28 protein-coding genes and 1 pseudogene are annotated in these 26606 nt (G+C 73.2%); 16 read left to right on the forward strand and 13 right to left on the reverse strand.

Annotated features, from left to right (window positions below; genetic code table 11):
- From IDM29_RS03515 to rplI, 5 genes are all read left to right on the forward strand, one after another.
- On the forward strand, positions 1-2512 hold a 2512-nt coding region (locus IDM29_RS03515; RefSeq protein WP_223147931.1), incomplete at its 5' end, for a transglycosylase domain-containing protein.
- A 183-nt stretch (positions 2513-2695) separates the two neighbouring features.
- Positions 2696-2986 carry a 30S ribosomal protein S6 gene (gene rpsF, locus IDM29_RS03520; protein WP_182112536.1) on the forward strand — a complete coding sequence of 97 codons (291 nt, stop codon included), beginning with the start codon at positions 2696-2698 and terminating at the stop codon, positions 2984-2986.
- A 108-nt stretch (positions 2987-3094) separates the two neighbouring features.
- On the forward strand, positions 3095-3610 hold the full coding sequence (locus IDM29_RS03525; protein WP_182112535.1) for a single-stranded DNA-binding protein: 516 nt from the start codon (positions 3095-3097) through the stop codon (positions 3608-3610).
- 80 nt (positions 3611-3690) lie between these two features.
- Positions 3691-3927, forward strand: a complete 237-nt coding sequence (gene rpsR / locus IDM29_RS03530) for a 30S ribosomal protein S18 (protein WP_034221340.1) — start codon at positions 3691-3693, stop codon at positions 3925-3927.
- A 13-nt stretch (positions 3928-3940) separates the two neighbouring features.
- Positions 3941-4393: a 50S ribosomal protein L9 gene (rplI, locus tag IDM29_RS03535; protein ID WP_182112534.1), complete on the forward strand. Its 453-nt coding sequence runs from the start codon at positions 3941-3943 to the stop codon at positions 4391-4393.
- A gap of 76 nt (positions 4394-4469) precedes the next feature.
- Here the strand turns inward: rplI and IDM29_RS03540 are convergent, their stop codons facing one another.
- Positions 4470-5786, reverse strand: coding sequence for an MATE family efflux transporter (locus IDM29_RS03540; protein WP_255491689.1), 1317 nt, complete (start codon positions 5784-5786; stop codon positions 4470-4472).
- A gap of 371 nt (positions 5787-6157) precedes the next feature.
- Here IDM29_RS03540 and dnaB point away from each other — a divergent pair, with 371 nt between their 5' ends.
- The 5 genes from dnaB to IDM29_RS03565 all read left to right on the forward strand — a co-directional run bounded on the left by dnaB (position 6158) and on the right by IDM29_RS03565 (position 11505).
- Positions 6158-7540 (forward strand): replicative DNA helicase, encoded by a 1383-nt coding sequence (gene dnaB, locus IDM29_RS03545; protein ID WP_182112532.1) that lies wholly within the window; start codon positions 6158-6160, stop codon positions 7538-7540.
- A 147-nt stretch (positions 7541-7687) separates the two neighbouring features.
- Complete coding sequence (locus IDM29_RS03550) at positions 7688-8227, forward strand: 2'-5' RNA ligase family protein (protein ID WP_182112531.1); 540 nt, start codon at positions 7688-7690, stop codon at positions 8225-8227.
- A 382-nt stretch (positions 8228-8609) separates the two neighbouring features.
- Positions 8610-9209 (forward strand): hypothetical protein, encoded by a 600-nt coding sequence (locus tag IDM29_RS03555; protein ID WP_182112530.1) that lies wholly within the window; start codon positions 8610-8612, stop codon positions 9207-9209.
- A 152-nt stretch (positions 9210-9361) separates the two neighbouring features.
- Positions 9362-10141 (forward strand): alpha/beta fold hydrolase, encoded by a 780-nt coding sequence (locus tag IDM29_RS03560; protein ID WP_182112529.1) that lies wholly within the window; start codon positions 9362-9364, stop codon positions 10139-10141.
- A 95-nt stretch (positions 10142-10236) separates the two neighbouring features.
- A complete protein-coding gene (locus IDM29_RS03565) occupies positions 10237-11505 on the forward strand; it encodes an MFS transporter (RefSeq protein WP_182112528.1) in 1269 nt (422 codons plus the stop codon).
- Here the strand turns inward: IDM29_RS03565 and IDM29_RS03570 are convergent.
- Both IDM29_RS03570 and IDM29_RS03575 read right to left on the reverse strand, forming a co-directional pair.
- Complete coding sequence (locus IDM29_RS03570; RefSeq protein ID WP_182112527.1) at positions 11477-12451, reverse strand: MerR family transcriptional regulator; 975 nt, start codon at positions 12449-12451, stop codon at positions 11477-11479. The genes IDM29_RS03565 and IDM29_RS03570 overlap by 29 nt on opposite strands.
- Before the next feature lie 97 nt (positions 12452-12548).
- Positions 12549-13205 carry a hypothetical protein gene (locus tag IDM29_RS03575; RefSeq protein WP_182112526.1) on the reverse strand — a complete coding sequence of 219 codons (657 nt, stop codon included), beginning with the start codon at positions 13203-13205 and terminating at the stop codon, positions 12549-12551.
- 398 nt (positions 13206-13603) lie between these two features.
- On the opposite strand from IDM29_RS03575, the gene IDM29_RS03580 reads away from it, so the two are divergent.
- A complete protein-coding gene (locus tag IDM29_RS03580) occupies positions 13604-14233 on the forward strand; it encodes a TMEM175 family protein (RefSeq protein ID WP_182112525.1) in 630 nt (209 codons plus the stop codon).
- 51 nt (positions 14234-14284) lie between these two features.
- Here IDM29_RS03580 and IDM29_RS03585 read toward each other — a convergent pair whose 3' ends face one another.
- From IDM29_RS03585 to IDM29_RS17610, 3 genes are all read right to left on the reverse strand, one after another.
- Positions 14285-15925: a hypothetical protein gene (locus tag IDM29_RS03585; RefSeq protein WP_182112524.1), complete on the reverse strand. Its 1641-nt coding sequence runs from the start codon at positions 15923-15925 to the stop codon at positions 14285-14287.
- A 141-nt stretch (positions 15926-16066) separates the two neighbouring features.
- Positions 16067-16765, reverse strand: a complete 699-nt coding sequence (locus IDM29_RS03590) for a response regulator transcription factor (protein ID WP_182112523.1) — start codon at positions 16763-16765, stop codon at positions 16067-16069.
- Complete coding sequence (locus IDM29_RS17610; RefSeq protein ID WP_182112522.1) at positions 16762-17907, reverse strand: sensor histidine kinase; 1146 nt, start codon at positions 17905-17907, stop codon at positions 16762-16764. Before IDM29_RS17610 ends, IDM29_RS03590 begins: the two co-directional genes overlap by 4 nt.
- Positions 17908-18079: 172 nt before the next feature.
- On the opposite strand from IDM29_RS17610, the gene IDM29_RS03600 reads away from it, so the two are divergent.
- Complete coding sequence (locus IDM29_RS03600; protein WP_182112521.1) at positions 18080-18751, forward strand: hypothetical protein; 672 nt, start codon at positions 18080-18082, stop codon at positions 18749-18751.
- A gap of 7 nt (positions 18752-18758) precedes the next feature.
- On the opposite strand, the gene IDM29_RS17615 is transcribed toward IDM29_RS03600, so the two are convergent.
- The 4 genes from IDM29_RS17615 to IDM29_RS03620 form a co-directional block, all read right to left on the reverse strand.
- Positions 18759-19496 (reverse strand): HAD family hydrolase, encoded by a 738-nt coding sequence (locus IDM29_RS17615; protein ID WP_220457985.1) that lies wholly within the window; start codon positions 19494-19496, stop codon positions 18759-18761.
- Positions 19493-20020: an SRPBCC domain-containing protein gene (locus IDM29_RS03610; RefSeq protein ID WP_182112520.1), complete on the reverse strand. Its 528-nt coding sequence runs from the start codon at positions 20018-20020 to the stop codon at positions 19493-19495. The genes IDM29_RS17615 and IDM29_RS03610 overlap by 4 nt, the downstream gene beginning before the upstream one ends.
- Entirely contained in the window at positions 20017-20334 is a 318-nt protein-coding gene (locus IDM29_RS03615) for a helix-turn-helix transcriptional regulator (protein WP_182112519.1), read from the reverse strand. Before IDM29_RS03615 ends, IDM29_RS03610 begins: the two co-directional genes overlap by 4 nt.
- Before the next feature lie 172 nt (positions 20335-20506).
- Complete coding sequence (locus IDM29_RS03620; protein ID WP_182112518.1) at positions 20507-20971, reverse strand: aromatic ring-opening dioxygenase LigA; 465 nt, start codon at positions 20969-20971, stop codon at positions 20507-20509.
- 164 nt (positions 20972-21135) lie between these two features.
- Here IDM29_RS03620 and IDM29_RS03625 point away from each other — a divergent pair, with 164 nt between their 5' ends.
- The 3 genes from IDM29_RS03625 (at position 21136) to IDM29_RS03635 (ending at position 23976) form a co-directional block, all read left to right on the forward strand.
- On the forward strand, positions 21136-22386 hold the full coding sequence (locus tag IDM29_RS03625; protein ID WP_182112517.1) for an MFS transporter: 1251 nt from the start codon (positions 21136-21138) through the stop codon (positions 22384-22386).
- A gap of 35 nt (positions 22387-22421) precedes the next feature.
- Complete coding sequence (locus IDM29_RS03630; RefSeq protein ID WP_182112516.1) at positions 22422-23531, forward strand: AAA family ATPase; 1110 nt, start codon at positions 22422-22424, stop codon at positions 23529-23531.
- Between the two features lie 64 nt (positions 23532-23595).
- On the forward strand, positions 23596-23976 hold the full coding sequence (locus IDM29_RS03635) for a cupin (protein WP_255491687.1): 381 nt from the start codon (positions 23596-23598) through the stop codon (positions 23974-23976).
- A 27-nt stretch (positions 23977-24003) separates the two neighbouring features.
- Here the strand turns inward: IDM29_RS03635 and IDM29_RS03640 are convergent, their stop codons facing one another.
- Together IDM29_RS03640 and IDM29_RS03645 are read right to left on the reverse strand one after the other, a co-directional pair.
- Positions 24004-24495, reverse strand: a complete 492-nt coding sequence (locus IDM29_RS03640; protein ID WP_182112515.1) for an SRPBCC family protein — start codon at positions 24493-24495, stop codon at positions 24004-24006.
- On the reverse strand, positions 24492-24863 hold the full coding sequence (locus tag IDM29_RS03645; RefSeq protein ID WP_182112514.1) for a helix-turn-helix transcriptional regulator: 372 nt from the start codon (positions 24861-24863) through the stop codon (positions 24492-24494). The genes IDM29_RS03640 and IDM29_RS03645 overlap by 4 nt, the downstream gene beginning before the upstream one ends.
- Positions 24864-24948: 85 nt before the next feature.
- Here IDM29_RS03645 and IDM29_RS03650 point away from each other — a divergent pair, with 85 nt between their 5' ends.
- Positions 24949-26037 carry an LLM class flavin-dependent oxidoreductase gene (locus IDM29_RS03650; RefSeq protein WP_182112513.1) on the forward strand — a complete coding sequence of 363 codons (1089 nt, stop codon included), beginning with the start codon at positions 24949-24951 and terminating at the stop codon, positions 26035-26037.
- A gap of 184 nt (positions 26038-26221) precedes the next feature.
- On the opposite strand, the pseudogene IDM29_RS03655 reads toward IDM29_RS03650, so the two are convergent.
- Positions 26222-26606, reverse strand: a pseudogene (locus tag IDM29_RS03655) (hypothetical protein); the annotation flags it as partial.

Raw genomic sequence — 26606 nt, forward strand, 5'->3', positions numbered from 1 at the left:
GCCGGCTGCCGGCCGCCGGCCCGCGTCGGGCACCCGCCGCGCCTCGGGCGGCGGTGCCGGCGCGACGCGCGGCCGACGTCGCCTCGTGGACTACCCGCGCCAGGGCAAGACCGGCGTGCGGCGGTGGCTGCCGTCGTGGCGCCTCGTCCTCGGGACGTTCCTGACCTTCGTAGCCCTCGGCGTCGGCGCCTTCGTCTTCCTCTACGCGACGACGGAGATCCCGGAGCCGTCGGACTTCGCCGAGGCGCAGACCACGACGATCATGTACGCGGACAACGCGACCGAGATGGGGCGCTTCGCGGAGCAGAACCGGACCATCGTCGACAGCGCGGAGATCCCGGACCACGTGAAGGACGCCGTGGTCGCGGCGGAGGACCGCTCCTTCTACGACAACCCCGGCATCAACCCGGCAGGCATCGTCCGTGCGCTGTGGAACAACCTGCGCGGCGGCGAGCAGCAGGGCGGCTCCTCGATCACCCAGCAGTACGCCGAGCGCTACTACGTCGGCTCCACCGTCTCGGACTACAAGGGCAAGCTGAACGAGGCGCTGCTGGCGATCAAGCTCGACCGCGCGCAGGACAAGGACGAGATCCTGTCCAACTACCTCAACACGATCTACTTCGGCCGGGACTCCTACGGCATCCAGGAGGCGGCGCGCGCGTACTTCGGCGTGGGCGTCGCGGACCTCGACGTGTCGCAGGCCGCCATGATCGCCGGGATCATCCCGTCGCCGAACAACTGGGACCCGCGCGTCGACCCGGCCAAGGCGGAGCAGCGCTGGAACTACGTGCTCGACGGCATGGTGGAGACGGGTGCCCTCACGCAGGCAGAGCGCGACGCCCAGGTGCTGCCCACGCCGATCGAGTACGCCCCGACGGACACGTTCGCGGGTCCGCAGGGCTACCTGCTGGACCAGGTCCGCCGGGAGATCATCGCCAGCGGTGCGATCACCGAGGACGAGCTCCGCATGAACGGCTACCGGATCGTCACCACGATCGACCCCGGCCTGCAGTCGATGATGCAGGAGGCCGTCGCGGCGATGCCCGCGGACCACGCCCCGGAGCTGCGCATCGGCATGGTGACGCTCAACCCCGCGGACGGCTCGATCGTCGCGATGTACGGCGGGCCCGACTACCTCAGCCAGGGCCAGAACTCCGTGACCCAGGCGCGCGCGCAGGCGGGCTCGACGTTCAAGCCCTTCACGCTCGCCGCGTACCTGCAGAACGGTGGCTCGCTGAAGTCGCGCTACGACGGCAACGACGACGTGCGCGTCGAGGGCTTCGAGCGCCCGGTGACGAACTTCGGCGACGCGGACTACGGCCGGATCGACGTCGTCCAGGCGACGGCGAAGTCGGTCAACACCGTCTACGCGCAGATGAACGTCGAGGTGGGCCCCGCCGAGACCAACCGCGTCGCGCGCGAGGCGGGCATCTCTCCCGACCACCTCACCGAGGACGTGCCGTCGAACGTGCTCGGCCCGGCGTCGGTCACGCCGCTCGAGATGGCCTCGGCCTACAACACGTTCGCCGCGGACGGCGTGCGGTACCAGCCCTTCATCGTCCGCTCCGTGACCTACCCGGACGGGCGCGAGGCCTACACCGGCGCGACGGCGGGCACCCAGGCGTTCCCGACCGACGTCATGGCCGACACGGTCTACGCGATGACCCAGGTCGTCGAGGCCAGGGGCGGCACGGCCACGGAGGCGCGCGCGGTCGGGCACCCCGTCGCGGGCAAGACGGGCACGTCGTCCGACAACAAGTCGGCCTGGTTCGTCGGCTTCACGCGCCACCTCACGACGGCTGTCGCGCTCTTCCAGCCGACGCCCGACGGCGCCGGCGAGGCCGAGATCACCCCGTTCGGCGGCTACCGCAGCATCACGGGTGGCTCCGTGCCGCTCGACGTGTGGACGTCGTACATGACGAACGCGATGCAGGGCCGCGAGGTGCTCGACTTCCCGAGCCGGGCGGACATCGGCGAGCCCAACACGCCTCCCATGGTCGAGGTCCCGTCGGTCGTCGGCATGAGCGAGGGCGAGGCGACGGCGGCGCTGTCCGCGGTCGGCCTGGGCGCCGACGTCTCGCGAGCCAACGACGCCACGGTCCCCGAGGGCACCGTGATCAGCCAGAGCCCCGGGGGTGGCGCGGAGGTCGAGCAGGGCGGCGCCGTGAGCGTCGTCGTCTCGGCCGGACCGGGCACGACGGCGATCCCGAACGTCGTCGGGCAGAGCGCGCAGTCCGCTCAGGCGACGCTCAGCGGCGCCGGCTTCACGGTCGCCGTGTCGGAGGCACCGAGCGACTCGGTCCCCGCGGGCACCGTGATCAGCCAGAGCCCCGGCGGTGGCGCGGAGGCCGGCCCCGGGTCGACCGTGAGCATCGTCGTGTCGACCGGCCGGCCTGCCGGCGGTGGCCCGGGCGGCGGCGACGGTGGCGGGGAGGACGACGGCGGCGGCGAGGAGCAGCCGGGCGGTCCGGGCACGCCTCCCGTCCCCGACCCCGGCGGTGCCAACCCCTAGCCGGACGTCCTCCACAGCCGCCGTCGGGCTGGTCGTGACCGCGGGCGGCAGCCGGTAGCATGGACCCTTGCTGCCCGGAGTCCCGCGGTGCCATCACCGCGGCGCCGGGCGCGCTGCTGGACGCACAACCCTCCTGTCACGGAGAGACCGTGACCGCTGAGACCACAGGAGGTGGGTTATCGCATGCGTCGTTACGAGATGATGGTCATCCTCGATCCCGACATCGAGGAGCGCACCGTCGCCCCTTCGCTCGACAAGTACCTGTCCGTCATCACGACGGCCGGTGGCTCGATCGACAAGGTCGACATCTGGGGCCGGCGTCGCCTGGCCTACGAGATCCAGAAGAAGTCCGAGGGCATCTACGCCGTCGTCGACTTCACCGCCGAGCCGGCGACCGCCAAGGAGCTCGACCGCCAGCTGGGCCTGAACGAGGCCGTGCTGCGCACCAAGGTCCTGCGCCCCGACGCTCGCTGAGCCTCCGCTCGGCAGCGCCGTAGCCCCACGGCAACCGCGGCAGCCCACAGCGCCGCACGCACCGCCCACGACCGCACCGCACCGTTCGCACCGAGACAGGGAGCTGGCATGGCTGGAGACACCGTCATCACGGTGATCGGGAACCTCACGGGGGACCCGGAGCTGCGCTTCACCCCGTCGGGTGCCGCCGTCGCGAACTTCACGATCGCGTCGACGCCCCGGCAGTTCGACCGCCAGAGCAACGAGTGGAAGGACGGCGACACGCTGTTCATGCGCTGCTCGATCTGGCGCGAGGCTGCCGAGAACGTCGCGGAGTCCCTCACCAAGGGCATGCGCGTCATCGCCTCCGGCCGGCTCGTCCAGCGCTCCTACGAGACCCGCGAGGGCGAGAAGCGCACGGTCGTCGAGCTCCAGGTCGACGAGGTCGGCCCGTCGCTGCGCTACGCGTCCGCCAAGGTCACCCGGGCCCAGCGCTCGGGCGGCGGTGGCGGCGGGTTCGGCGGCGGCGGTGGTGGCGGCTCGCAGGGCGGCAGCTCCCAGGGCGGCGGCGGGTTCGACAACGACCCGTGGGCCACGCCCGCACCGTCGGCCGGCGGCTCGTTCTCGGACGAGCCCCCGTTCTGACACCCAGACTCACCCCCATCCCGGGTCGCGCGGCCTCACGGCCAGGCGGATCCGGGCTCCATCACTGAAGGAGCACCACGATGGCGAAGCCCGTCGTCCGTAAGCCCAAGAAGAAGACCAACCCGCTCAAGGCCGCCAAGATCGACGTCGTCGACTACAAGGACACGGCCCTGCTGCGCAAGTTCATCTCCGACCGCGGGAAGATCCGCGCCCGTCGGGTGACCGGCGTGTCCGTCCAGGAGCAGCGCGCGATCGCGCGGGCCGTCAAGAACGCGCGCGAGATGGCCCTGCTGCCGTACTCGAGCTCGGCTCGCTGAGAGAGGCTGACCCATGGCAAAGCTCATCCTGACGAACGAGGTCACCGGCCTCGGCGCTCCCGGTGACGTGGTCGAGGTGAAGGACGGGTACGCCCGCAACTTCCTCGTGCCGCGTGGCCTCGCGACCGCCTGGTCCAAGGGCGCGGAGAAGCAGATCGCCGGCATCCGCAAGGCCCGCAAGGCCCGCGAGATCGCCACGCTCGACGAGGCGAAGGCCGTGGCGGACTCGCTGCGCGCCAAGCCCGTGACGATCACCGTCAAGGCCGGCGCGTCCGGCCGGCTCTTCGGCGCCGTCACGACGTCGGACATCGCCGAGGCCGTCACGGCCGCCGGTGGCCCGTCGATCGACAAGCGCAAGGTCGAGATCGGCCAGCCGATCAAGTCGGTCGGCTCGTACACGGTGCAGGTCCGCCTGCACGAGGACGTCTCGGCGCAGATCGACGTGCGGGTCGTCCCGCAGGTCTGATCCGCCGACGGTCGAGGCCCGGTACCCGCGAGGGTGCCGGGCCTCGCTGCTGCCCGGAGCGGCCGGGCGGCGCGGCCTAGGCGCCCGTGATCATCCACGCCGTCCCGCGGGCACGCAGGCCGGTGGTCACCGCACGGGCCGCCATGAACACGCCGGCGAAGGCGAGCCACGACCAGGCGAGCCCGGAGACGCCGTCCTCGGCCAGCGAGCGCACGGCCAGGGCGGCCGGGACGTACACCACGAGCGTGGCGACGCCGACGCGCGCGAGGTAGCGGCCGTCCCCGGCGCCGATGAGCACGCCGTCCAGGACGAAGACCCAGCCGGCCATGGGCAGGGTCACGGCGACGACGACGAGCGCGACGGTCACGGCGAGGCGCACGTCGGGGTCGCGCGTGAACAGCGGCGCGAGCCACCACCCGGCGGCGCCGAGGACGACACCCAGCGCGGCTCCCGCGGCGACGCCCCACTGCAGGGTGCGCCGCAGGACGTGGCGCACGCGGTCGACGTCGGCCGCGCCGAGCGCCTGCCCGACGAGCGCCTGGGCGGCGATCGCGAGGGCGTCGAGCGCGAAGGCGGCGAAGCCCCACAGCGCGGCCACCACCTGGTGACCGGCGAGCGTGACGGTGCCGAGGCCCGCGGCGACCCACGCGGACAGCAGGATCGCCGCCCGCAGCGAGAGCGTGCGCACCACGAGCGGGGCCCCGGAGCGCAGCCCGGAGCCGAGGCCCGCGGCGCTCGGTCGCAGCGGGACGCCCTCGCGCCGGGCGCCGCGTGCCACGACCGCGGCCAGGACGGCTCCCATGCCGAGCTGCGTGACCGCGGTCCCGAGCCCGGACCCGGCGACCCCGAGGCCGAGGACCAGCACGAGGACGACGCTGAGGACCGCGTTGACGACGGCGCCCGTGGCCGCGACGACGAGCGGCGTGCGGGTGTCGAGGAGCCCGCGGAGCACGCCGGTGGCGGCCAGGACGACGAGCATGCCCGGCAGGCCCGGCGCCGACCAGCGCAGGTATGCGACCGCGTGCGGCACGACGTCGGCCGGGGCACCGAGGGCGGTCACCAGGGCCGGGGCGGTGGCGAGGAGCGCGACGGCGAGCAGCGCCCCGACGCCCGCGCCCAGCCAGAGGCCCTCGACGCCGAGGCGCAGTCCGTGCGCGCGACGGCCCGCGCCGACGTTGCGGGCGACGTCGGCGGTGGTCGTGTACGCGAGGAAGACGCACAGTCCCACCAGGGTCATCAGGACCGTGCCCGCGAGGGCGAGGCCGGCGAGCTGCGGGGTGCCCAGCGTGCCGACGACCGCCGAGTCGACGAGGACGAAGAGCGGCTCGGCGACCAGTGCCCCGAGGGCCGGCACGGCGAGCGAGAGGATCCGACGGTCGAGCGTCCCACCCACTGGGGGGACGGTCTGTCCATCTGGTGAACGGTCGGCCAACGAGTTCCTGTCCACAGTCGGTGCATGACGAACGCAGTGCTCAGCGGCACTTCCCGCCAAGGTTGCCACGTCGTCCACAGTGTTGTCCCCGGCCTGTGCACAACCGCTGGGCACCGCGTCCACAGGGCGTCCCCAGGTCTGCCCACAGGACGGAGGTCCCGGTCTTTGGGGACACGCCGGGGCGGCGCCTAACCTCGCGAGGGAAGCAGACGAGGTCGGTCGTCGCGGGCGCCAGCGGTGGTGTCGGAGGCGCGCGATAGGACATCAGTTCGACACGTGCGCGACCGCTTCGCTGCCGAGGGCAGCCCGAGACACAGGAACGGACGGCCTGAGTGAGCATCGACGAGCTCGAGCAGGGACTGCGGCGCGCGCCGGCGGGCGGCCCGGGCTTCGACCGCACCCCCCCGCAGGACATCCCCGCGGAGCAGAGCGTGCTCGGCGGCATGATGCTCTCGAAGGACGCGATCGCCGACGTCGTCGAGCAGATCAAGGGGATGGACTTCTACCGTCCCGCGCACGAGCTGGTCTACGACGCGATCCTCGACCTGTACGGCCGCGGCGAGCCGGCCGACGCGGTCACGGTCGCGGCGGAGCTGACCAAGCGCGGCGAGATCTCCCGCATCGGCGGCGCGCCCTACCTGCACACGCTCATCTCCATGGTGCCGACGGCGGCCAACGCCGGGTACTACGCACGGATCGTGCGCGAGCGCGCCGTCCTGCGCCGCCTCGTCGAGGCGGGCACGCGCATCGTCCAGCTCGGCTACGCGACCGACGGCGGCGACGTCGACGAGATCGTCAACAGCGCCCAGGGCGAGATCTACGCGGTCACCGAGCAGCGGACCAGCGAGGACTACCTCCCGATCGCCGACATCATCAACGGGACGATGGAGGAGATCGAGGCCGCGGGCAACCGCGGCGACGGCATGACGGGCGTGCCCACGGGCTTCATCGAGCTCGACAAGCTCACGAACGGTCTGCACCCCGGCCAGATGATCGTCCTTGCGGCGCGTCCGGCCATCGGAAAGTCAACAATGGGCATAGATATAGTCAGGTCCGCGTCGATCAAGCACCAGATGACGTCGGTGATCTTCTCCCTCGAGATGAGCCGCAACGAGATCACCATGCGCATGCTCGCCGCCGAGGCCCGCGTGCCCCTGCAGAACATGCGCAAGGGCACCATGCGCGACGACGACTGGCAGAAGCTCGCGTCGACCATGGGCCGCCTGTCGCAGGCGCCCCTGTTCATCGACGACTCGCCGAACATGTCGCTCATGGAGATCCGGGCCAAGTGCCGGCGGCTCAAGCAGCGCCACGACCTCAAGCTCGTCGTCATCGACTACCTGCAGCTCATGAGCTCGGGCAAGCGCGTGGAGTCGCGCCAGCAGGAGGTCTCGGAGTTCTCGCGCGCGCTCAAGCTCCTCGCGAAGGAGCTCGGGGTCCCGGTCATCGCGATCTCGCAGCTCAACCGTGGCGCCGAGCAGCGCACGGACAAGCGGCCGCAGATGAGCGACCTGCGCGAGTCCGGCTCCATCGAGCAGGACGCCGACATCGTCATCCTGCTGCACCGAGAGGACGCCTACGAGCGCGAGTCGCCCCGGGCCGGCGAGGCGGACGTCATCGTCGCCAAACACCGCAACGGGCCCACGGACACGCTCGTCGTCGCCTTCCAGGGCCAGTACGCGCGCTTCGTCGACATGGCTCCCGCGGGCATGTAGTGCTGGCGTTCACCGAGTTCGGGAATGGCGCGCCGTTGTAGGAACCGATGGGAGAGGCCGCGTGCGCAGGTCGCGGTCTTGGGAGCACGGGAGCAACCCCTGAGTCGCCTCTGGAGTGCAGTGTCCTAGAGGGGCAGACTCATCGGTGTGGGGCACACGGTGATTCAGGTTCCCGTACCAGCGCTTGAGTCGATCACTCATCGCCTCACGCCTGCGCCCGTGTGTCCGCACATCACCTTGCTCGGTCCGTTCGTCGACCGGGGCGACGTCGATGATGACCTCGTGGGCACCATCCGTGAGGTCCTGAAGCCGGTTCTAGCCTTCGACTTTGAGCTGTCCGCGGTGGGTCACTTCATGGGCGGGCTCACGTATCTGGCGCCCGATCCCGCCGAGCCCTTCATCCGACTCACGGAGATGTTCGCCGCTGCCTTCCCGCAGTGGCCACCGTACGGCGGGGCGTTCGACGAGGTCGTCCCTCACCTGTCGATCGGTGAGGCGCTTCCAGAGGCTGACGTTGCCGCGCTGCGGGAGCTACTTCCGATCGGCGCGACAGCGGACGAGGTGACGCTCACCTGGTGGTCGGAGCACGTCGCTGACGTGCTTGTGCGCTTTCCCCTCCACCCTCAGCGGACGCCTCTCCGCCAGTCGACCGAACGGAGCCCGTCTCCCGCCACCCCTGCCGTCTAGCGGATGGCAGCGAGCCAGCCATCCGGCGACGAGGTTCTCGACCTAGTCGGCGTCGTCGCCATCCATGACCCGGCACACCGGCGCCGCCCAGTCTGGACCGAGCCGCTACGTCGAACCCGCCCCGCACCGCGATCACGAGGACAACCTGTCCTGCATCTCGACAGTCGACGGGCAGCCTGGTTCTCGCGATCGTGCGGGAGCGGTCCAGCTCGTCCTCGTCCGGCGCGCAAGCGCACCATCCACGCGCACGTCGTGCCCGAGGCCGGCTCCGCGCGCGGTCCCCGGCCGTATCGGGGTGCGGTCGACGTTGCGCCCTGCTAGACCTGGGTGGACGGCCGACCCCCGCGTGAGAGGCACGCGAGAGGGGCCGCAGGGGGCACCGATGTCACGTGTGCTGTGGACCGTCTGGCTCGCCGGGGTCACCGACTCCGACAACTACTACAAGTCGACGACGGTGCGTTTCCTGCCCACTGACGTGGTCGCGACCATCGCGGTGTCCGCGTTCCGGGCCGAGCTTCCGGCCCGGGAGAACCTCATCCCGCCCGAGGTGGACGCCTGGATCACCGAGGAGATCCCCGCCGACCAGTGGGGCTCTCACCGGTACGGGTCGTCGAACTCCCGCTGGGCGGACGGCGTCAGCGAGCTGACGTTCAACATCCGGGTATCGCGGGCGGCCACCGCCGCCACGGGGATCGTGCACGACCGCCGCGACTCGGTCTCCAGCACACGCGCCGCCCAGGTGCTCGAACGGGCGCTGGTGGACCGGGACACCGGCGCCATCCACCGCCTGCACACCGACATCACCCTGGAGGGCGCGACCCCCGTCGACGTCGAGGCGCTCGAGGCAATCCTGGTACGCGGAACCCGTCTGAGCATGGTGGGCGCGGAGCCCCTCTCCGACGAGGCGGGCGTGCTCGCACCGCGCTACGACCCCGACCGAGACCGGGTCGTGTTCGAGCCGCCGCCCGCCCGCGGCACCTGATCGGGCTGAGGTCAGGGCCAACGACTCCTCCCTCGTCGGGGCTCAACGGTCCGAGCCGCATCGCGACGAGCGTTCTGGCGGCGCGGCCCGGATAGGGTGACGGCCCGGCTCGTCCCGATTCCCGGGACGGCGCACTGCAGGCGGAGGCGTCGGTGCTGCCCCTCACGATCCACCGCTACGGAGACCCCGACACCCCGCCCGTCGTGCTGCTGCACGGGCTGACCGAGGCGGGGACGGCCTGGCCGGACCTGGTGAGCCACTGGGGTGCTCGATGGGACATCCACGCGCCGGATCTTCGGGGCCACGGGCGCTCGCCGCGCCTGACGCAGGACGAGCTGGTGAGGTCCCACGACGTCCTCCTCGCCGACGTCGTCGCCATCGTCGATGCGCTGGCCGCGCCGGCCGCCCTGGTGGGGCACTCGCTCGGCGGTCTGCTGGCGCTCCGTACGGCGCTGGCGCGCCCCGAGAAGGTGTGGGCCCTGGTGCTCGAAGATCCGGCCCGGCCCACGGACGGCGCCCCCGACGAGGACTTCGTCGCGGCGAACGACGCCTTCCTGGACTCCATGAGCGACCCCGCCCGCCACCCCGAGCGTGTCGAGGGGATGCTGGCCGAGACGACGTGGAGCCGGCGCGAGGTCGAGGCGTGGGCCGCCTGCAAGCCTGCCGTGGACCGCGAGTACATCCGACAGGGCCTGTCGCTCGGCGACGCCGCGTGGGAGGAGCTGTTCAACGACCTGGAGGTACCGACTCTGCTCGTCGTTCCTCCGACATCGGAGATGGCACCCCGCCCCGAGCTCCTGCACAACCCGCGTGTCCGGACGGTCGTCGTCCCGGACTCGGGTCACTGCGTCCGGCGCGACCAGCCCGGCCGGTACCACCAGGCGGTCGACGACTTCCTCGCCGCGGCGCTGCAGCAGCACCTCGGCGGATAGCTCGACCCGCCTCGGGGTCGGCTGGCCGGGCACGGCAGGTCGCTCGAGCCCTCTGCTCTTGACCCTCGACCAGGTCGAGGCGTGAGCGTTCCGCCATGACCGTTGCTGATGCATCGCCGCGGGCGCTGCCCCGCTCCTACCTCGCCTGGGTCGGCGGCTTCACCGTCTCGCGGCTCGGTGATGCCGTGCTGATGTTCGCCCTCGGATGGGCAGCCTCTGGACTTGGTGGCTCGACGGCGGCCGTGGTCCTGACGCTCAGCGCGCTGCCCCGCGTGGTCCTGCTGGTCGTGGGAGGGGCCGTCGCCGACCGTGTGGGCGCGCGCCGGATCCTCATTGTCGGCGAGGCCGTGCTGCTCATGCTGACCGCCGTCCTGGCTCTGGCGCTCGCGCGGTTCGGGTCGCCGGCCTGGTTGCTCATGGCGTCGTCGTTGGCGCTCGGCACGGTGACCGCGTTCTGCCTCCCGGCTGCGGGCTCGCAGCCGCGCCGCCTGGTCCCGGACGACCAGCTGACCCGTGCCCTTGCGCTGCGGCAGGGCTTGAGCCAGGCCGTGCTGATGGCCGCTGCGCCGCTGGGTGGCCTCCTGGTCGGCGCCGTGGGGCTTCCGGCGATCGCCTGGTGGGATGCGGTGCTGCTGGGCGTCGGGCTGTGCGTCCTCATCGCGGTCCAGGACATGCCCGGCTCGTCGCCGGACGCGCGGCCTGTCGGTGGGCCGCACGGCGGGCGACTCGACCTGGTCGACGGCTTTCGCGTCGTGGCCCGAACACCGGGCTTGCGGGACGCGCTCCTCCTTGCCGGCGCGGGCGCAGCGCTCATGCTGCCGGTCCCGGCTCTTCTCGTGCCGCTGCTCGGCCGGGCGACGGGCTGGGGGGCGGGTCCGACCGGCGTGGTGGCCGGCGCGGTGGGTGCCGGGGTGATCAGCGCGGCGCTCCTGACGGCGCGACGTCGGCGGCTGGCTCCGCGGGTGGGAGTGGCTGCCGGGGCGAGCGGGCTCGCGGCGAGTGCGGTGGGGGCTCTCGTTCTTGCGGGCGGTGCGGCGCTCGAGGGTCCCCGGGCGGTAGCGGTCGCCGTCGCCGGCGCGCTGGTCTTCGGGTTCGGGAACGGGGCGTTCGTCGCGCGGTTGGCCCCGCTGGTGCTCGGCAGCGCACCCCGGACGCACCTCGCGCGGGTGCAGGCGATCGTGGGGTTGGTTCAGCTTGTGCCGGTGATGGCGACGACCATGATCCTCGGGGCCCTCGCCCAGCACGCGTCGCCGGGCTGGGCGCTCTGCGCGACGGCGGTGGGCCTGGCTGCGTGCGCGGCGTTGGCCGTCGGCGGGCGGCGGGGTACTCGTCGGATCAGGTGTGCAGGCGGATCGGCATCATGAGGCCGACGTGGTCCGGGCGATCTGCCGGGGTCAGACTCAGGGCGGACCGCTCGTCGAGCGCCAGGGCGACGGTCTCCGCTCGTGCGGCGCGAACCGCGTCGAGAAGGAACGTCCGCGAGAAGCCGAACGCGTCTCCGTCGCGCGGGGGCGTGACACCGACTCGGTCTCCGTCGAGCCGCAGGACGACGATGTCGCCGGCCCCTTCGACGCTCTCGGCCAGCTCGTCGGACGCGACGGTCGCGCCCGGCCTGCTGGAGCGCAGGAGCTGCTGGTAGTCCGGGAACGCCGCGTCGAGCGGCTCGGTCTGCCGACCCAGGACCTCGAGGACGCGGGGGCCGAGAACGACCGGCCCGACGTCCGGCAGCGGTCCCGCCGCGATCTCGTCGAGGAACGCGAGTGACGCGACGACGCGCGTCTGGGGGCCGGAGGGCTGCCGCGCCGGCACCGTCGAGACCGCGATGCGGGACCGGTCGCCGGCGACGAGGCGCAGCGCGGTCCCGTCGAGATGGAGCAGGACGCCGGCGAGCCCCGGCCAGGCCGTGTCGGCGCCGACCGCGTGCCGGACGGCGGCGATCGCCGCGCGAAGGTCCTCGGCAGCGATCGAGCAGCGACCGGGCTGATCCAGGATGCTCTGCGCCGCATCGAGGTGCGCGGCCGCCGCGGTCATGTCCTCCTCGAGCCGGCGACGATGCCGGGCCAGGACGTCGTGCGCCTCGTGCGGGGCCTCGAGGACGGCGACCAGGTCGACGATGGGCAGCCCTGCCCGCCGCAGGTCAGCGATCAGCCGTGCCGTGTGGACCTGGGCCGAGGTGTACCAGCGGTAGCCCGTGACCGGGTCGACGTGCGCCGGGCGGAGCACCCCGGCGGCGTCGTAGAACCGTAGGGCGGAGACGGGTAGGCCGCCGGCGCGGGCCAGGGCGCCGATGCTGAGCAGGTCGTCGTGCACGCGCCCACTGTGGGCCCTCGACCCACATGAGGGTCAAGACCATCGCGCCGGATCCGGGGCGTCAGCGCGATCCAGGGACGCGCGGAGTCCGGCTGGTTCAGCTGATGGGTCCCCAGCGGTCGTCGTAGCCGCGTTCGGCGCACACGGCACGGTCGGCGTAGACGAAGCTGTTGCGCCAGCTCGACATGAGCCACTGCCCGTCGACGTCGGCGAAGGCGACTGCCTGCTCGAAGCACAGAATCGAGCCTTCGAGCTGCCCTCCGGGCGCGTTCGTGAGGCGAACGAGGAATCCCGTGAACGTCACGGCAGGGTCACCGTTCGGGGCCAGGGTGTGCTCACCGGCGGCCATGTGGAACCTCTGGATCCTGGCAGCCCCAGGCTCGTACGCCAGGGCGTAGCCGCGTTCCGCGCGCTTGCCCAGGACGTCGTTGTCGACGAGGGCGCTGAGCGCCTTTCCCTCGGTGCGTTCGTCCAGCGCTTCGAGGACGTCGGGGCGGCTGCTCTCCATGTACCGGTGCATGTTCGCAGCAGCCCACTCGTCGACGCGGACGGAATCGACCAGGATCGAGTCGACCCCCTCTTCGACGACCCACAGCGCGCCGACGGAGGTGATCTGGGCCAGCTGGTCGTGGGTGTACCCGGCCTCGAGGACCGCAGGGTCGACCTTCGTCTCGTCGATCGTGAGCGCCGGGTGGTCCGCTGCCAGGGTGACACGGGCGTACGGCGTGCCGTCGGGAGTGTCGACCTCGGTCACGCCGAGCAGTGCGAGCTCGTCAGGGAGCTCGACATCGGCTGCTGTCGGTGTGGCGGTCTCGGACGGGGTGGGCGTCGCCGCTGGAGTCCCGGACGACGGGGGCGTCCCACTCGTGCCGCAGGCCGTCAAGGCGCCGGTCAGGACGAGTGCCAGGAGCGCGACGCTGAGGGTTCGACGCACGGTGTCGACCTCCTTGGTTCGGGGGAATCGTGCGTGGCGTCGAGCGGTGAGAGGGGAACCGTCGTCGACTCGATCATCCGGTCATGTCTTCGCACGATCCATCGGCCCCGGCCGGCCGGGGTTGAGACGTGACCGCGCCCCGCCGTCGCCCACGCCGCGCCGTGCCGCGCCCACCTTCCTAGGCTGGGGACGACGCAGGGGGGGCGGCGATGGCGAGCGTGCGCACGGACCGAGGCCTTGACCGTCTCGTCAACTTCACCGACGCGGCGGTGGCCATCGCGATCACGCTGCTCGTGCTGCCGCTGGTCGACGTCGTCACGGACGGGGAGCAGCGCACGGTGGCCGAGCTGCTCACGCAGGAGGCCGGGACCTTCCTCGCGTTCGCCATCAGCTTCGTGGTCATCGCCAGCTTCTGGGTGGGGCACCACCGGGTCTTCGAGCACCTCCAGGACTACTCCCGGGCGATGCTGTGGGCCAACTTCCTGTGGCTCGCGAGCATCGTGCTCATCCCGTTCACCACGCAGCTCCTGGCCGACGACGGCACCGACGTCCCCGCCGTCAACGCGCTGTACATCTCGACGATGATCGTGACGACCGGCAGCATCCTGCTCATCGAGTGGCTGGCCGTCCGTGAGCCCGAGCTCCAGCGCGCGGAGGTCCGCGGCTCGCTCACGCTGCGCAACGGGGCCGTGGCGCTCGGGCTGCTGCTGGTCGCGCTCGTGCTCGCGGTGGTGGCCCCGCGCGTCGGGATGTTCTGGCTGCTGCTGCTGTTCCTCGCCGATCCGTTGGCGAGGCTCACCGGCGGACGCCGGGGACGGGACGCCGGCGCGGCACCCGAGGCGCCGTGACGCTCCTGCTCACCGGCCGCCTCACGAACGCACCGGTTCGAGGGCGAGACGTCAGCGGACCGCGGCCCGTGCCCGGATGGTCGCCACCTCCTCGCCGGTGAGCAGCCCTTCGACGCGCAGGGTGTCGAGGGTCCGGAGCTGCTCGGCCGACAGGCGCGAGGCGATCCCGCCGCGGACCTCCTCGCGGGTGCGCTCGACGAGGGAGGCGAACAGGTCCTGCTCGCGCGCGACCTCCTGGAGGACCGACCAGTTCGGGTGCGGGTCGCCCAGGTCGATGCGGGGTCCGAGGACGACGGGGATCCGCTTCAGGTCGATGTCCTTGACCGTTCCCAGGCACCGCTTCACGTCCGCGACGTACTGCGAGTCCATCCGGACCTCGACCGTGACGATGCTCAGGTCCTCGACGAGCTCGTAGCCGCGGTCCCAGATGTCCTGCGACGAGGCCGGGAAGGGCGGGATGAGGGGCGGGTCGCCGGCGTAGGCGAGGATCGCCCGCACCGTGCCCGACCACACCCCGTCGCCGGCGGCGTTGCTGAGGTCCAGCGTCGTGCCCGAGCAGGAGTACGCCAGGGTGCCCGGTCCGCCGGGGAAGGCGTCGGCCAACGGCTTGCCGGGACCGCCCGTGATGGCGGCGACGCCGCTCAGCTGCACCGGCACCGCACCGGTGGGCGCCGGCAGGGGCGTCTCGTCGAGGAACCACCGCACCTCCACCGGCGCCGCGTTCCCGATGTTGAGGACCTGCAGGCGCGTCGTGCTGGTCAGGCGGGTCGCGGTGGCGACGTAGGTGCGCTCCGGGAACCAGCACACGCGCGTCGTCACGCTGGCGCTGTCGGCATAGGTCGAGGTCAGCGAGATGACCGACGACGCGAGCCGGTGCTGGCGCACCCGGGTCGCGCGGGCCCCGCCCCGGATCTCGTAGTCGGCCTCGTCGTCGGTGTAGCGGAGCACGATCGACTGCTGGCTGGCCGAGAGCTGGCGTCCGGTGAAGACCGCAGCGTCAGCACCGAGCAGGTCGTCCGGGTCGATGATCTCGTCCCAGCCGGCCGCGTCGGTGAGCGCGGACCTGATCGGCCCGCGGATCGCGCCCTTGACCCGCCGGGTGAGCTCGCGGACGGCGTTGCTCAACCCGGCCGGGTCCGCCATCCGCCTGATCCGGAACGGCAGGCCGAACCCCTCGGGCGGGTCCGGGAGCGGGTTCCCGGCCGCATCGGTGTTGAGCGCGGCGTCATACCCGGGGTCGCCCTGGAGGAGCGTCTGGAGCTCGTGGGCCAGCGCCGGGCCGAAGGCCGCGTTGAATGCCGCGTGCCCCGCCTCCGACGTCGAGGGGGCGAACGCGTCCTGGTCCCAGACCAGGGCCACGATCCCCGCCAGGCCGTCGAACCACCCGGCGCCCTCGATGAGCGCAGGCCGCAGGCGCAGGCTGCGCGTGCCCAGGGTGGCGGGGATGGTCAGCGGCGTCGGGCCGGCGTTCACCGAGCCCGGTCCCACCAGCCACGGGAGCGAGGGGGGCCCGACGACGGTCCGGACACCGATGGTCGGCACGAGCGTGCCCACCGCCGGGGGCCCGATCGTGTCCGCGTCGACCTTGAAGCCGAGGACCCACAGGTACGGATCGTCGCCGCCGCTGTCCTCGGTCTTGTTGACGAGCACCTGGTCCAGGTGGAGCGTCACGTCGAGCTCGTTCGGGCGCATGGCAGCTGCCTCTCGGTCGACCCGTGGGCGCCGTCCCGATGGGCAGTGCCCGGACATGACCCCGGCCGCGGGGGCCGAGGCCTGTCACCATCAGCATCGACCCGCCCCGGGTCCGACAACAAGGGGCGGCGTTGCCAGAGCTCAGCGGCTCGGTCCGGTCACCAGCCCCGTCTCGTACGCGTAGATGACGGCGTGGACCCGGTCGCGCAGGTCCAGCTTCATCAGGACTCGGCCGACGTGCGTCTTCACCGTGGTCTCCGCGACGTAGAGGCGCTGCGCGATCTCCGCGTTGGTGAGCCCCTCGGCCAGCAGCCGCAAGGTCTCCCGCTCGCGCTCGGTCAGCCGGGCGAGCGCTGCGGCCGTGCTGTCCTCGTCGACGGCCCGAGGACGCTCGAGGTAGGACTCGATCAGGCGCCGCACCACGGTCGGGCCGAGGAGCGCCTCGCCGCGGTGGACGGCCCGGAGCCCTGCGACGAGGAGCTCCGGCTCGGTGTCCTTGAGCAGGAAGCCGCTCGCCCCGGCGCGGAGCGCGTCGTAGACGTACTCGTCCATGTCGAACGTCGTCAGCATGACGACGCGCGGGGCGTTCCCGCCGGCGGTCAGTCGCCGGGTCGCCTCGATCCCGTCGACGCCCGGCATGCGCACGTCCATCAGCACGACGTCGGGCTGGAGCTCGGCCGCCCGAGCCACGGCGGCCTCGCCGTCGGCCGCCTCGCCGACGACGCGGAGGTCGGGCTCGATCTCGAGGACGAGCCGGAAGCCGGTGCGGACGAGCGCCTGGTCGTCGACGATCAGCACGTCGATCCGCTCGGCGCCCGCCGTCCCGGTCGCCGCGCTCATGCCGGGTCCAGAGGCAGGGACGCGACCAGCTCGAAGCCGCCGCCGGGCCGGGCCCTGGCCACGAGCGAGCCACCGAAGACCGCGACGCGCTCCCGCATGCCGAGAAGGCCGCTGCCCGGCGGGGCCTGCTCCGCCGGGGCGGCGCCACGACCGTCGTCGCGCACCGCGACCTGGATGTGGTCGGTCGCGTAGCGCAGGGTGACCTCGGCGCGGTTCGGACGGTCGGCGTGACGGAGCGCGTTCGTCAGGCCCTCCTGCACGATGCGGTACGCCGTGAGGTCCAGCGCCGGTGCCAGCGCGCGCGGCGTGCCGCTGACGCTGACCTCGACGGGCAGTCCGGCCGTCCGGAACTGCTCCGCCAGCCCGTCGACCTGGTCCAGGCCCGGCGCGGGGGCCAGGAGCGTGCTGTCGTCCGCCTGGCGCAGCGCGCTGACCATCCGCCGCATCTCGGTGAGTGCCCCCCGACCGACGGCCTCCACCGTCTCCAGCGCCTGCCGCTCGACGGCCTGGTCCGCCGTCAGCCGCCGTCGCACGGCGGACGCCTGCACGGTCATGACGCTGACGGAGTGCCCGAGCACGTCGTGCAGCTCACGGGCGATCCGGTTGCGCTCCTCGGCGACCGCCTGCGCCTCCTGCTGCCGGCGCGACGCGCGACGCTGCTCGGCGTTGGTCGCCGACAGGCGCAGCAGGACGCCGACGAGCCAGGCGATGACGAACGGCGACATCCACACCATCGTGCCCAGCCGTTCCGGGGCCGCGGCACCGTCGTTCACCGGGTCGAACACGGACCAGGCGGCCCAGAAGACGACGCCGAGCACGGGAGCCGCCCAGGCGCGGCGGGCGGGGAGCCGCCGCCCCACGGTGTACCCGGCGACGAGCATCGACAGCGCGACGGCGGTGCCCTCGGGCGACCCGAAGACCGCGAACTCGACCGCGCTCACCACCACGATCGCGACCAGGCAACCGAGCGGGTGGACCCGCCGCACGACCAGGAGCGCAGCCGTGACGGCGTACAGCGTCGCCTGCGCCCACAACGGACCCTGGCGGTGCGTCGCGCCGACGCCCCACCACGCCTCGAGCTGCCCCAGCACGCCGACGGCGAGCGCGAGCGCGATGTCGAAGGACCAGCTCCTGCGGGTCACGGTTCGACGGTACGCCGGGGCGGGTGACCGGGCCGTCCTCCTTCCGCAGGAGGCGCCCGTCCTCCTCGAGGAGCGGCGCGGCTCGTCTCGCGGCAGGACGACCGCCGGGTCCGGGGTTCCTAGCGTCGGAACCGAGCCCCGACCGGGGCCGCGCCCAGCAGAGGAGCACGCCATGGAGATCACGGCACAGCACGCCCGGTGGATCAGCCGGTTCGCATGGCTCATGGCGATCGTCGCCACCGTCGCGGGTCAGCTGCACGCCGTGGCGCGCGCTCGCTCGCACCCGGGCGACCTCGTCGAGTCGCCCCTCTTCGCCGCCTGGGCCGAGCCTGCGCTGCGTGCGCTGCGCCCGCTCCTGGAGTGGGGGGACCCGTGGACCGTCTACGTCATGTACGGGAAGCTCTGGGCCCCGGTCGTCGTGGCGTTCATCGCGGCCGCCTACCTCGTGTACCGGCGCCGAGCGCCCGTCGGGGTGGAGCGCGTGCTCTGGCGGGTCACCCTCGGCGCCTACGTCGTCATGGCGGTGTCCGTCATCGGCGCCTACTTCACCCCGTGGATGGACGCCGCCTTCCTCCTCGGTGTCGGCGCCGTCGCGGTCATCGGCGTGTCGGGGAGCTGGTTCGGGATCGTCCTGCTCCGGCACGGCTTCCGCCCCAGGGTCACCGCGATCCTGGTGCTGCTCTTCGCGCCCCTCATGGTGGCCATCACCACCGTCACGACGCAGGGCAGCGCCCTCCTCCCGCTGTCCTGGGGGTGGGCGATCGCCGCCCACGTCGCCGCACGGCCGTCTGCGGCGGCCGCCGACGAGACGAGCATCGACCTCGGCGCGACGACGACGGCGTGAGCGTGCGCTACCGGCCGGGGAGCACGAGGTCGAGCACCCGGTGCAGGCGCGCCTCGCCGACGGTCGTGAGGGGCGGGAGCACCAGCGTGGTGATCCCGATCGCGGCCGCGGCGCCGTCCCACGCGCCGCGGTCGCCGACCATCAGGACGTCCTGCGGCGGCAGGGCCAGCCGGTCGAGCGCGTACCGGAAGATGACCGGGTCCGGCTTGGCGGCACCGAGCTCGTACGACAGCGCCCAGACGTCGACCAGGTCGGCCCACGTCGTGCCGTCGCCGGCGGGCTGCTGCGCGAAGACCGGGCGCAGGTCGACGTGGATGTCGCTGACGACGCCCAGCTTCACCCCCGCCGTCGCGAGCGTGCGCAGGAGCTCGCCGACGTCGACGGCGAAGGGGTTGAGGCTCGGGTCGGACTCGGCGGCGTACAGCGCGTCCGCCAGCTCGTCGTCCAGGCCCGCGGCGGCGAACCACTCCAGGTACGCGGCCTGGTGCTCGTCGACGTCGGTGTCGATCTCCGAGGAGTCCACGCGTGAGGCGTCGGCGGCACGCAGCCTCCGGACCACGCTCTCGACCGCTCCGGGCGACGCGTCGCGGCCCAGTGCCCGGAGCGCCGTCCGCGCGAGCCACGCGGTGGTCGGCGCCACCGCGAGCGTGCCGCGCCAGTCGAGCAGGACCGCGCGGAAGCCGGGCGTCGCCCGTCCGGGCGCGCCATGCCAGGCGTCGTGCAGCGGGACGAGGTCGGAGGTCACGACACGCCCGTGGCCTCGTACACGGGTGCCAGCTCGGTCCACCGGCGCTCCCACCCCGCGGCGGGCCGGGTGGCTGACCAGCCGTCGGGGTGCGCGGGCCCGCCGAGGTGGAGCGAGCGACCCAGGTCCTCGAGGTGGGCCTGCCAGCCAGCGGCGTGGACGTGCAGCTCGTCGAGCGGCAGCCCGCGCTCCTCGACGACCAGCCGGGTCCGGTCGCCCTCGGCCTCCAGCCACACCTCGGTCTGGGTCTGCCCGTCGCCGTCGGGCAGCGGGCTGGTCAGGAGGAGGTGATGCGGCGCGTCGCAGACCTCGATCCGCGCCGGCCCGGTCCACGTGCTGGTGAACACCATCTCGACGGTGCCCCCCACCCTCAGGTCACCGGAGACCTGGGCGATCCACCGCGCGAGCCGGTCGGGCGTCGTGCACGCCTCCCACAGGTCGTCGATGTCGGTGTCGTAGACGTCCTCGACCCGGATCGCTCCGGTCGTCGGGTCGAGTGCGCGCATCGTCGCGGGACGGTTCATGGCCGGGCCTTCTTCCCTCGGGCGATCTCGGTGTGGAGCGCGTCGAGGCGGTTGCCCCACAGCGCGCGGTAGTCCTCGAGCCACTCGTCGACCTCGACGAGGGCCTCGGGCCGCAGCCGGTAGATGCGCCGCTGCGCCTCCTGCCGCGCCTCCACCAGACCCGCCTCCCGCAGCACCCGCAGGTGCCGTGAGACGCCGGGCCGGGCGATGGGCAGGGCCTCGGCGAGCTCGCCGGCGGTGGCCTCGTGGTCCCGGAGGATCTCCAGGACGGTGCGCCGACTCGGGTCGGCGAGCGCTTGCAGGACGGCATCCATGGGGCGAGCGTAACCGCGTTGGTACGTAACCACAAGGGTACATGTCCGACCAGGGACCCGATCTGGCCGCGGGCGGCGTCGCCCGACCTCGGACGCACGAAGGCCCCGCACCGATCGGTGCGGGGCCTTCGTGCTGGGTACCGGCCGAGCCGGTACGGGTCAGACGGTGAGGTCAGACGGTCGCGGCGGCCGCGTCCTTGCGGGTGATCGCGGCACCGGCCGGGACCAGCGAACGGAGCGCGTAGCCGATGAGGAGGAACATGACGCCCATGCCACCGGCGAAGGCCGAGACACCGAAGGCGATCACCGAGGTGAAGAGCGAGCTGCGCAGGAAGGACGCGTTCATCATCGTGGCGCGGACCGGGTCCTCCTTGTCGAGCTCCGCGTAGGTCTTGCCCTCGGAGGAGTGCAGCGCGTGCTGGTTGATGATGTCGGCCTGGAAGTACGCGTCCAGGGGGCCGTCGACGGTCTTGCCACCGAACATCTCGGCGTCCTCGGCGACGGTGATGTTCTCCTCGAGGAGCTGGCTGCGGACCATGGTCCACACGGTCGCGCCGGCGATGATGAGGACGACACCAGCGATCATGGAGATGAGGCCGATGAGGCGGACGGGCTTGGTGGAGACGGTGCTGGACATGACTGACCTTTCCCAGGGGATGAGGGGTCGGAGTTCGCGTCCGGGTCCCTCAGGGGGCGACTTCCGCCCTCCGGTGAGTACTCTCCCAGGCTTTCACCGGTTCAAAGTCAGGTCCTAGGTCCGGGGGCCCAACGTCCCAGGCGCGCGGGTAGGCTCGTCGGCTCGTGAGCCGCCTCGTGGAAGCCGTCGTCCCCGCGCGCCTCGGCACCGGGTTCCGCTGGCTGCTGGCGTCGTCGTGGGTCTCGAACCTGGGCGACGGCATCGCGCTCGCGGCGGGCCCGCTCCTGGTCGCGTCGATGACCCGGGACCCCCTGCTCGTCGCGTCGGCCGCGACGTTCCAGTGGCTGCCCCCGCTGCTCTTCGCCGTGTGGGCCGGCGCGCTGTCCGACCGCCTCGACCGGCAGCGGATCGTCGTCGTCGTCGACCTGGTGCGTGCGGGCGTGCTCGCGCTGCTCTGCCTCGCCCTGGCGACCGACGTCGTCTCCGTCGCGCTCGTGCTCGCGGCCCTGTTCCTGCTCGGCACGGCCGAGGTGTTCGCCGACAACAGCGCCCAGACGCTGCTGCCGATGCTCGTCGCGCGCGACGACCTCGCCGTCGCCAACGCCCGCCTCCAGACCGGCCTGATCACGGTCAACCAGCTGGCCGGGCCGCCGCTGGGGGCGGCGCTGTTCGCGCTCGGGTCGGTGGTGCCCTTCGGCGCGCAGGCGGCGCTCGTGGCCCTCGGCGCCGTGCTCGTCTCGCGCATGGCGAAGCCCGCCCACCCCCGCCCGGCCGCCAGGACCAGGCTGCGGCACGACGTCGTGGAGGGCTTCCGCTGGGTCCGCAATCACGCGGCGGTGCGGACCCTGGCGCTGACCATCACCGTGTTCAACGTGACCTTCGGCGCGGCGTGGTCCGTGCTCGTCCTGTACGCGACCGAGCGCCTGGGCCTGACCGACATCGGCTTCGGCCTCATCACCACGGTGATGGCGATCGGGGGCCTGCTCGGCACCACCGCGTACGGCTGGATCACCCGCCGCGTCAGCCTCGGCGACCTCATGCGGATCGGCCTGGTGATCGAGACGCTCACGCACCTGGCCCTGGCCCTGACGACCAGCGCGCCCGTCGCGATGGTGGTCTTCTTCGTCTTCGGCCTGCACGCGTTCGTCTGGGGCACGACGTCGGTCACGGTGCGCCAGCGCGCCGTGCCCACCGCCCTGCAGGGCCGGGTCGGGAGCGTCAACCTCATGGGCAGCTACGGCGGGCTCGTCGTCGGCTCCGCGATCGGCGGGCTCGTGGCGCGTGAGTGGGGCGTCACGGCGCCGTTCTGGTTCGCGTTCGTCGGGTCGGCGGTCTTCGTCGTCCTGATCTGGCGCGAGCTGCGGCACGTCGCCCACGCGGACGAGCGCCCGGTCGAGGAGGCGCCTCAGCACTGACGCGGCTGTCGGCGGGCGCGGCTAGCGTGCGGACCATGATCCGGACCGTGGCCATCGAGAACTACCGCTCGCTGCGCGAGGTCACCACGGCGCTCGAGACCCTCACCGTCGTGACGGGCCCCAACGGGAGCGGCAAGACCAGCTTCTACCGGGCGCTGCGCCTGCTCGCCGACCTCGCGCGCGAGGGTGCCATCTCGACGCTCGCGCAGGAGGGCGGGATGCGCTCGGCCCTGCACGCCGGTCCGCGCGACCGGGCGGCTGTCGCGATGCGCCTCGGCTTCTCCAGCGACGACCTGTCGTACGCGATCGACCTCGGGCTCCCCCAGCCCGGCGTCAGCCCGTTCGAGCAGGACCCCGAGATCAAGGTCGAGGCGGTCTGGTCCGGCCCGGTGCTGCGCCCCGCGACGCTGGTCGCCGACCGCCACGGCCCGCGCGTGCGCACCCGGTCCGACGACGGCTCGTGGCGGACCGCGGACTGGCGGTTGGGCGACCACGAGTCGCTCATGTCCGCGCTCGCCGACCCGACGCAGACGCCCGAGCTCTACGCGGTCCGCGAGCAGGCGCGGCGCTGGCGGTTCTACGACCACTTCCGGACCGACCCCGGGGCCGGGGCCCGGCGTCCGGCGGTCGCCACCTACACGCCCGTGCTCGGTGCGGGCGGCGAGGACCTCGCCGCCGCCCTGCTCACGATCCAGCGCGTGGGGGTCGGTGCGGTCCTGGACGCCGCGGTCGAGAACGCCTTCGACGGGGCGCGGCTGGAGATCGTGGAGGACGGCGAGGGAGCCTGCCGCCTGGCGCTGCACCAGCCCGGCCTGCGTCGTCCGCTCGGTGCGGCCGAGCTGTCGGACGGCACGCTGCGCTACCTCCTCCTCGCGGCCGCGCTGCTCTCCCCGCGCCCGCCCGGGCTCCTGGTCCTCAACGAGCCGGAGGCGAGCCTGCACCCCAGCCTGATGCCGGCGCTCGCGGCGCTCGTGGTCGAGGCCGCGACCCGGTCCCAGGTCGTGCTCGTGACCCACTCGGGTGACCTGGTGCGCGCGCTGCGGGGCGAGGCCCTGCTCCTCGAGCTGGAGCGCGCGGAGGGCGCGACGACCGTCGTCGGGCAGGGCAGGCTCGACGGGCCGCCGTGGTCGTGGCCGCGCCGCTGACGTCCGCTCGCCCTCGGAGCCTCGGGACGGGACCATGGGGCACCGGACGACGATGGAGGAACCCGTGCCGCACCTGACCGACCTTCCCGACCTCGCCGACCTCACGCGCTCGCACCTCGCGGCCGCGCACGCCTCGCCGCACGGCCGCAGCGCCGAGCTCGTGCTGCACGACGGCGTCCTGCGTCAGACGGTCATCGCCCTCACCGCGGGGTCCGAGCTGGCCGAGCACAACTCCCCGCCGGCGGCGAGCGTCTTCGTGCTCGCCGGGCGCGTGCGCGTCACCGGCATGGAGGTGGACGAGATCGCCGCCGGCCAGCTCGCGCGCCTCACGCACGAGCGGCACGGCGTCGTGGCGGTCGAGGACTCGGCCTTCCTGCTCACCACCGTGACGAGCCTGGAGCCCGCGCAGGTCCGGCTCGACGACGCGCAGGCGCGGCCCCGCTGACGGGAGCCGGCGCTCAGGGGCCGGCGCTCAGGCGCCGAGCCGGGCGCCGAGGCGCTCGAGCAGACCGGCCCAGCCGTGGGCGGAGCCGTAGGTCGCGGACATCTCTGCCGCCGCCGCCCCGTAGGACTCGAGCCCGCGGTGCTCGAGGCGCACCAGCGTGCCGCCGCCGTCGGCGGGCGTGAACGTGACCTCGACCTGCGTCACGAGCGCGGGGTCGTACGTCCAGTCCGCGCCGATCTGCCAGGTCAGCAGGACGCGGCTCGGCGGCTCCCACGCGAGGACGCGGCCCCAGTCGCACTCGACCCCCGCCGCGTCGCGCTCGTACCAGCGGCCGCCCACCTCCGGCTCCAGGCCGATGCGGGTGAACGGCTGCGCCCCGATGGAGTGACCGGGGTCCCACCACCGCTCCATCCTCGCCGTGAACGCCTCGAAGACCGTGGCCGGCGGCGCGCTCACCCGCACCTGCGCCACGATCGGGGCGACGGCGACCTCGGCCGCCACGTGCTTGTCGACGGTCATCGCGTCGTCCTCTCCTGGGGTGGTGCGCCGGGGTTGGCACCGGGCGTGCCAGCGGGTCCGGGCGTGGCGCCGGACTCCACGAAGTCGGCGAACGCAGCCAGCCGCCGCGTCCAGAACCGGTCGAGGTACTCGCGGAGGGCGGCGACGCCGGCGGTGTCGAGCTCGTAGATGCGGCGCGTGCCCCGCGCGTGGTCGTGGACGAGCCCGGCCTCCTTGAGCACCCTCAGGTGCTGCGAGACGGCCGGGCGGCTCACGGGCAACGACGCGGCGAGCTCCCCCACCGGACGGGGCGCCGCCGCGACCTGCTCGAGCACCGCGCGCCGCGTCGGGTCGGCGAGCGCCTCGAGGACGGATCCGTAAGTGGCCACGAACCGTAAGTTACTGCTGACGGAGCGCAGCGACAAGGGGTCGGTGCGGCGGAATGCCGCACCTGCCCCCTCGGGTTGCCCCCACGTGAGCCACCCGACCCCCGCCGCAGCACCCGCCCCCGACGCCGCCGACGGCGCGACGCCCCAGCCCTCCCCGGGCGCCACCGGGACCCTCCCGCTCGCGGTCCTCGACTTCGTCGGGATCGAGCACGGCGAGAGCGCGCACGACGCGCTGCAGGGCGCGATCCGCGTCGCGCAGGCGGTCGAGGCCGCCGGGCTCCGGCGCTACTGGGTCTCGGAGCACCACAACATGCAGACCCTCGCGTGCAGCGCGCCGGAGATCCTGGTCGCTGCCGTCGCGGCACGCACGACGACGCTGCGCGTGGGTGCGGCCGGGATCATGCTGCCCAACCACGCGCCCTTCAAGGTCGCGGAGACCTTCCGCACCCTGCTCGGGCTCTACCCCGGCCGGATCGACCTGGGCCTCGGCCGCGCGCCGGGGACGGACCCCCTGACCGCGCACGTGCTGCGCCGCGGCGCGCAGGTCGACGTCGGCTCCGAGTTCCCCGGACAGGTCGCCGAGCTCCTCGCCTTCCTCGGCGACGGGTTCCCCGAGGGGCACCCCTACGGGCGCCTCGTGGCGGCGCCCGTGGTGGACGAGAAGCCACCGGTGTTCGTCCTGGGCTCGAGCCCGTACGGCCCGCAGTTCGCCGCGATCAACGGGCTGCGCACGGTGTTCGCGCACCACATGAGCCCCGACCTGGCGATCGACGCGCTGCGCCGCTACCGCGCGGAGTTCCGCCCCGGGCCGGACGGTGCCGGGCCGTGGTCCGCGATGTCGGTCCTGGCGTTCGCGAGCGACGACGAGCAGGCGATCGGCGAGTTCGAGGCCGGCTGGTCCCTGACCATGCAGAACCTGGCCCGCAACATCCGCGAGCCGCTGCGTCCGGAGGACGTGCGCACGTACGCGGCATCTAGCGCGTTCGCGTCGCGCCGGCTCGTCGAGGGGCCCGACCAGCGGATGGTGACGGGCCCGGCCGACGTCGTGGTCGACCGGCTGCGCGACCTGCAGCAGCGTGCCCAGGTGGACGAGCTGGTCCTGGTCACGCCGTCGATCGACCGCGACCGCCGCATCGCGAGCCTCGAGGCGATCGCGACCGCCTGGCCCCGCTGACCCGGCCGACGCGACCGCGTGGCTCGGCGCCCCGGCGCTTCCGTGCGCCCTGGGTGACCGATGGGGCGGGTGGGGCCGCTGGTGCTCACCTGAGCCCCACCCGTCCCACCAGCACCGACGGGCGCACGGACTCGCGCGGGCCGGGTGGCGGGCCGGGGCGGGGCGGGGTGGTGCCGGCGCGCGGTCAGGGCTTGGGGCGGCGGCCCGAGGCGGCGACCAGCGCCGCGACGAGCGCGAGCGCCACGCCCCACTGCACCGCGACCAGGATCGGCGTCGTGACGCCGACGTAGAGCGCCAGCGCCGTCGGCAGGGTGCCGACGAGCACGACGTCGACGCCCTGCGTCATCCCGGTCGTGGGCGGCACGCCGCCCATCGGGGTGCTGACCGCGGGCATGCGGTACTTGGGCGGCGGACGGTAGGCGGCCCGCACCGCAGCCGCCGCGAGCACCAGCGCCCACGCGGGCGCCACGGGGCCCAGGCCCGGCACCGTCGCCACGGCGGCCGCCGACCACACGGCCGCCGCCGTCAGGGGTGCGACGCCGTGGGCGACCCGCGCCCAGCGCGCCGAG

This window comes from Actinotalea sp. JY-7885, assembly GCF_014525465.1.
Lineage (GTDB): Bacteria > Actinomycetota > Actinomycetes > Actinomycetales > Cellulomonadaceae > Actinotalea.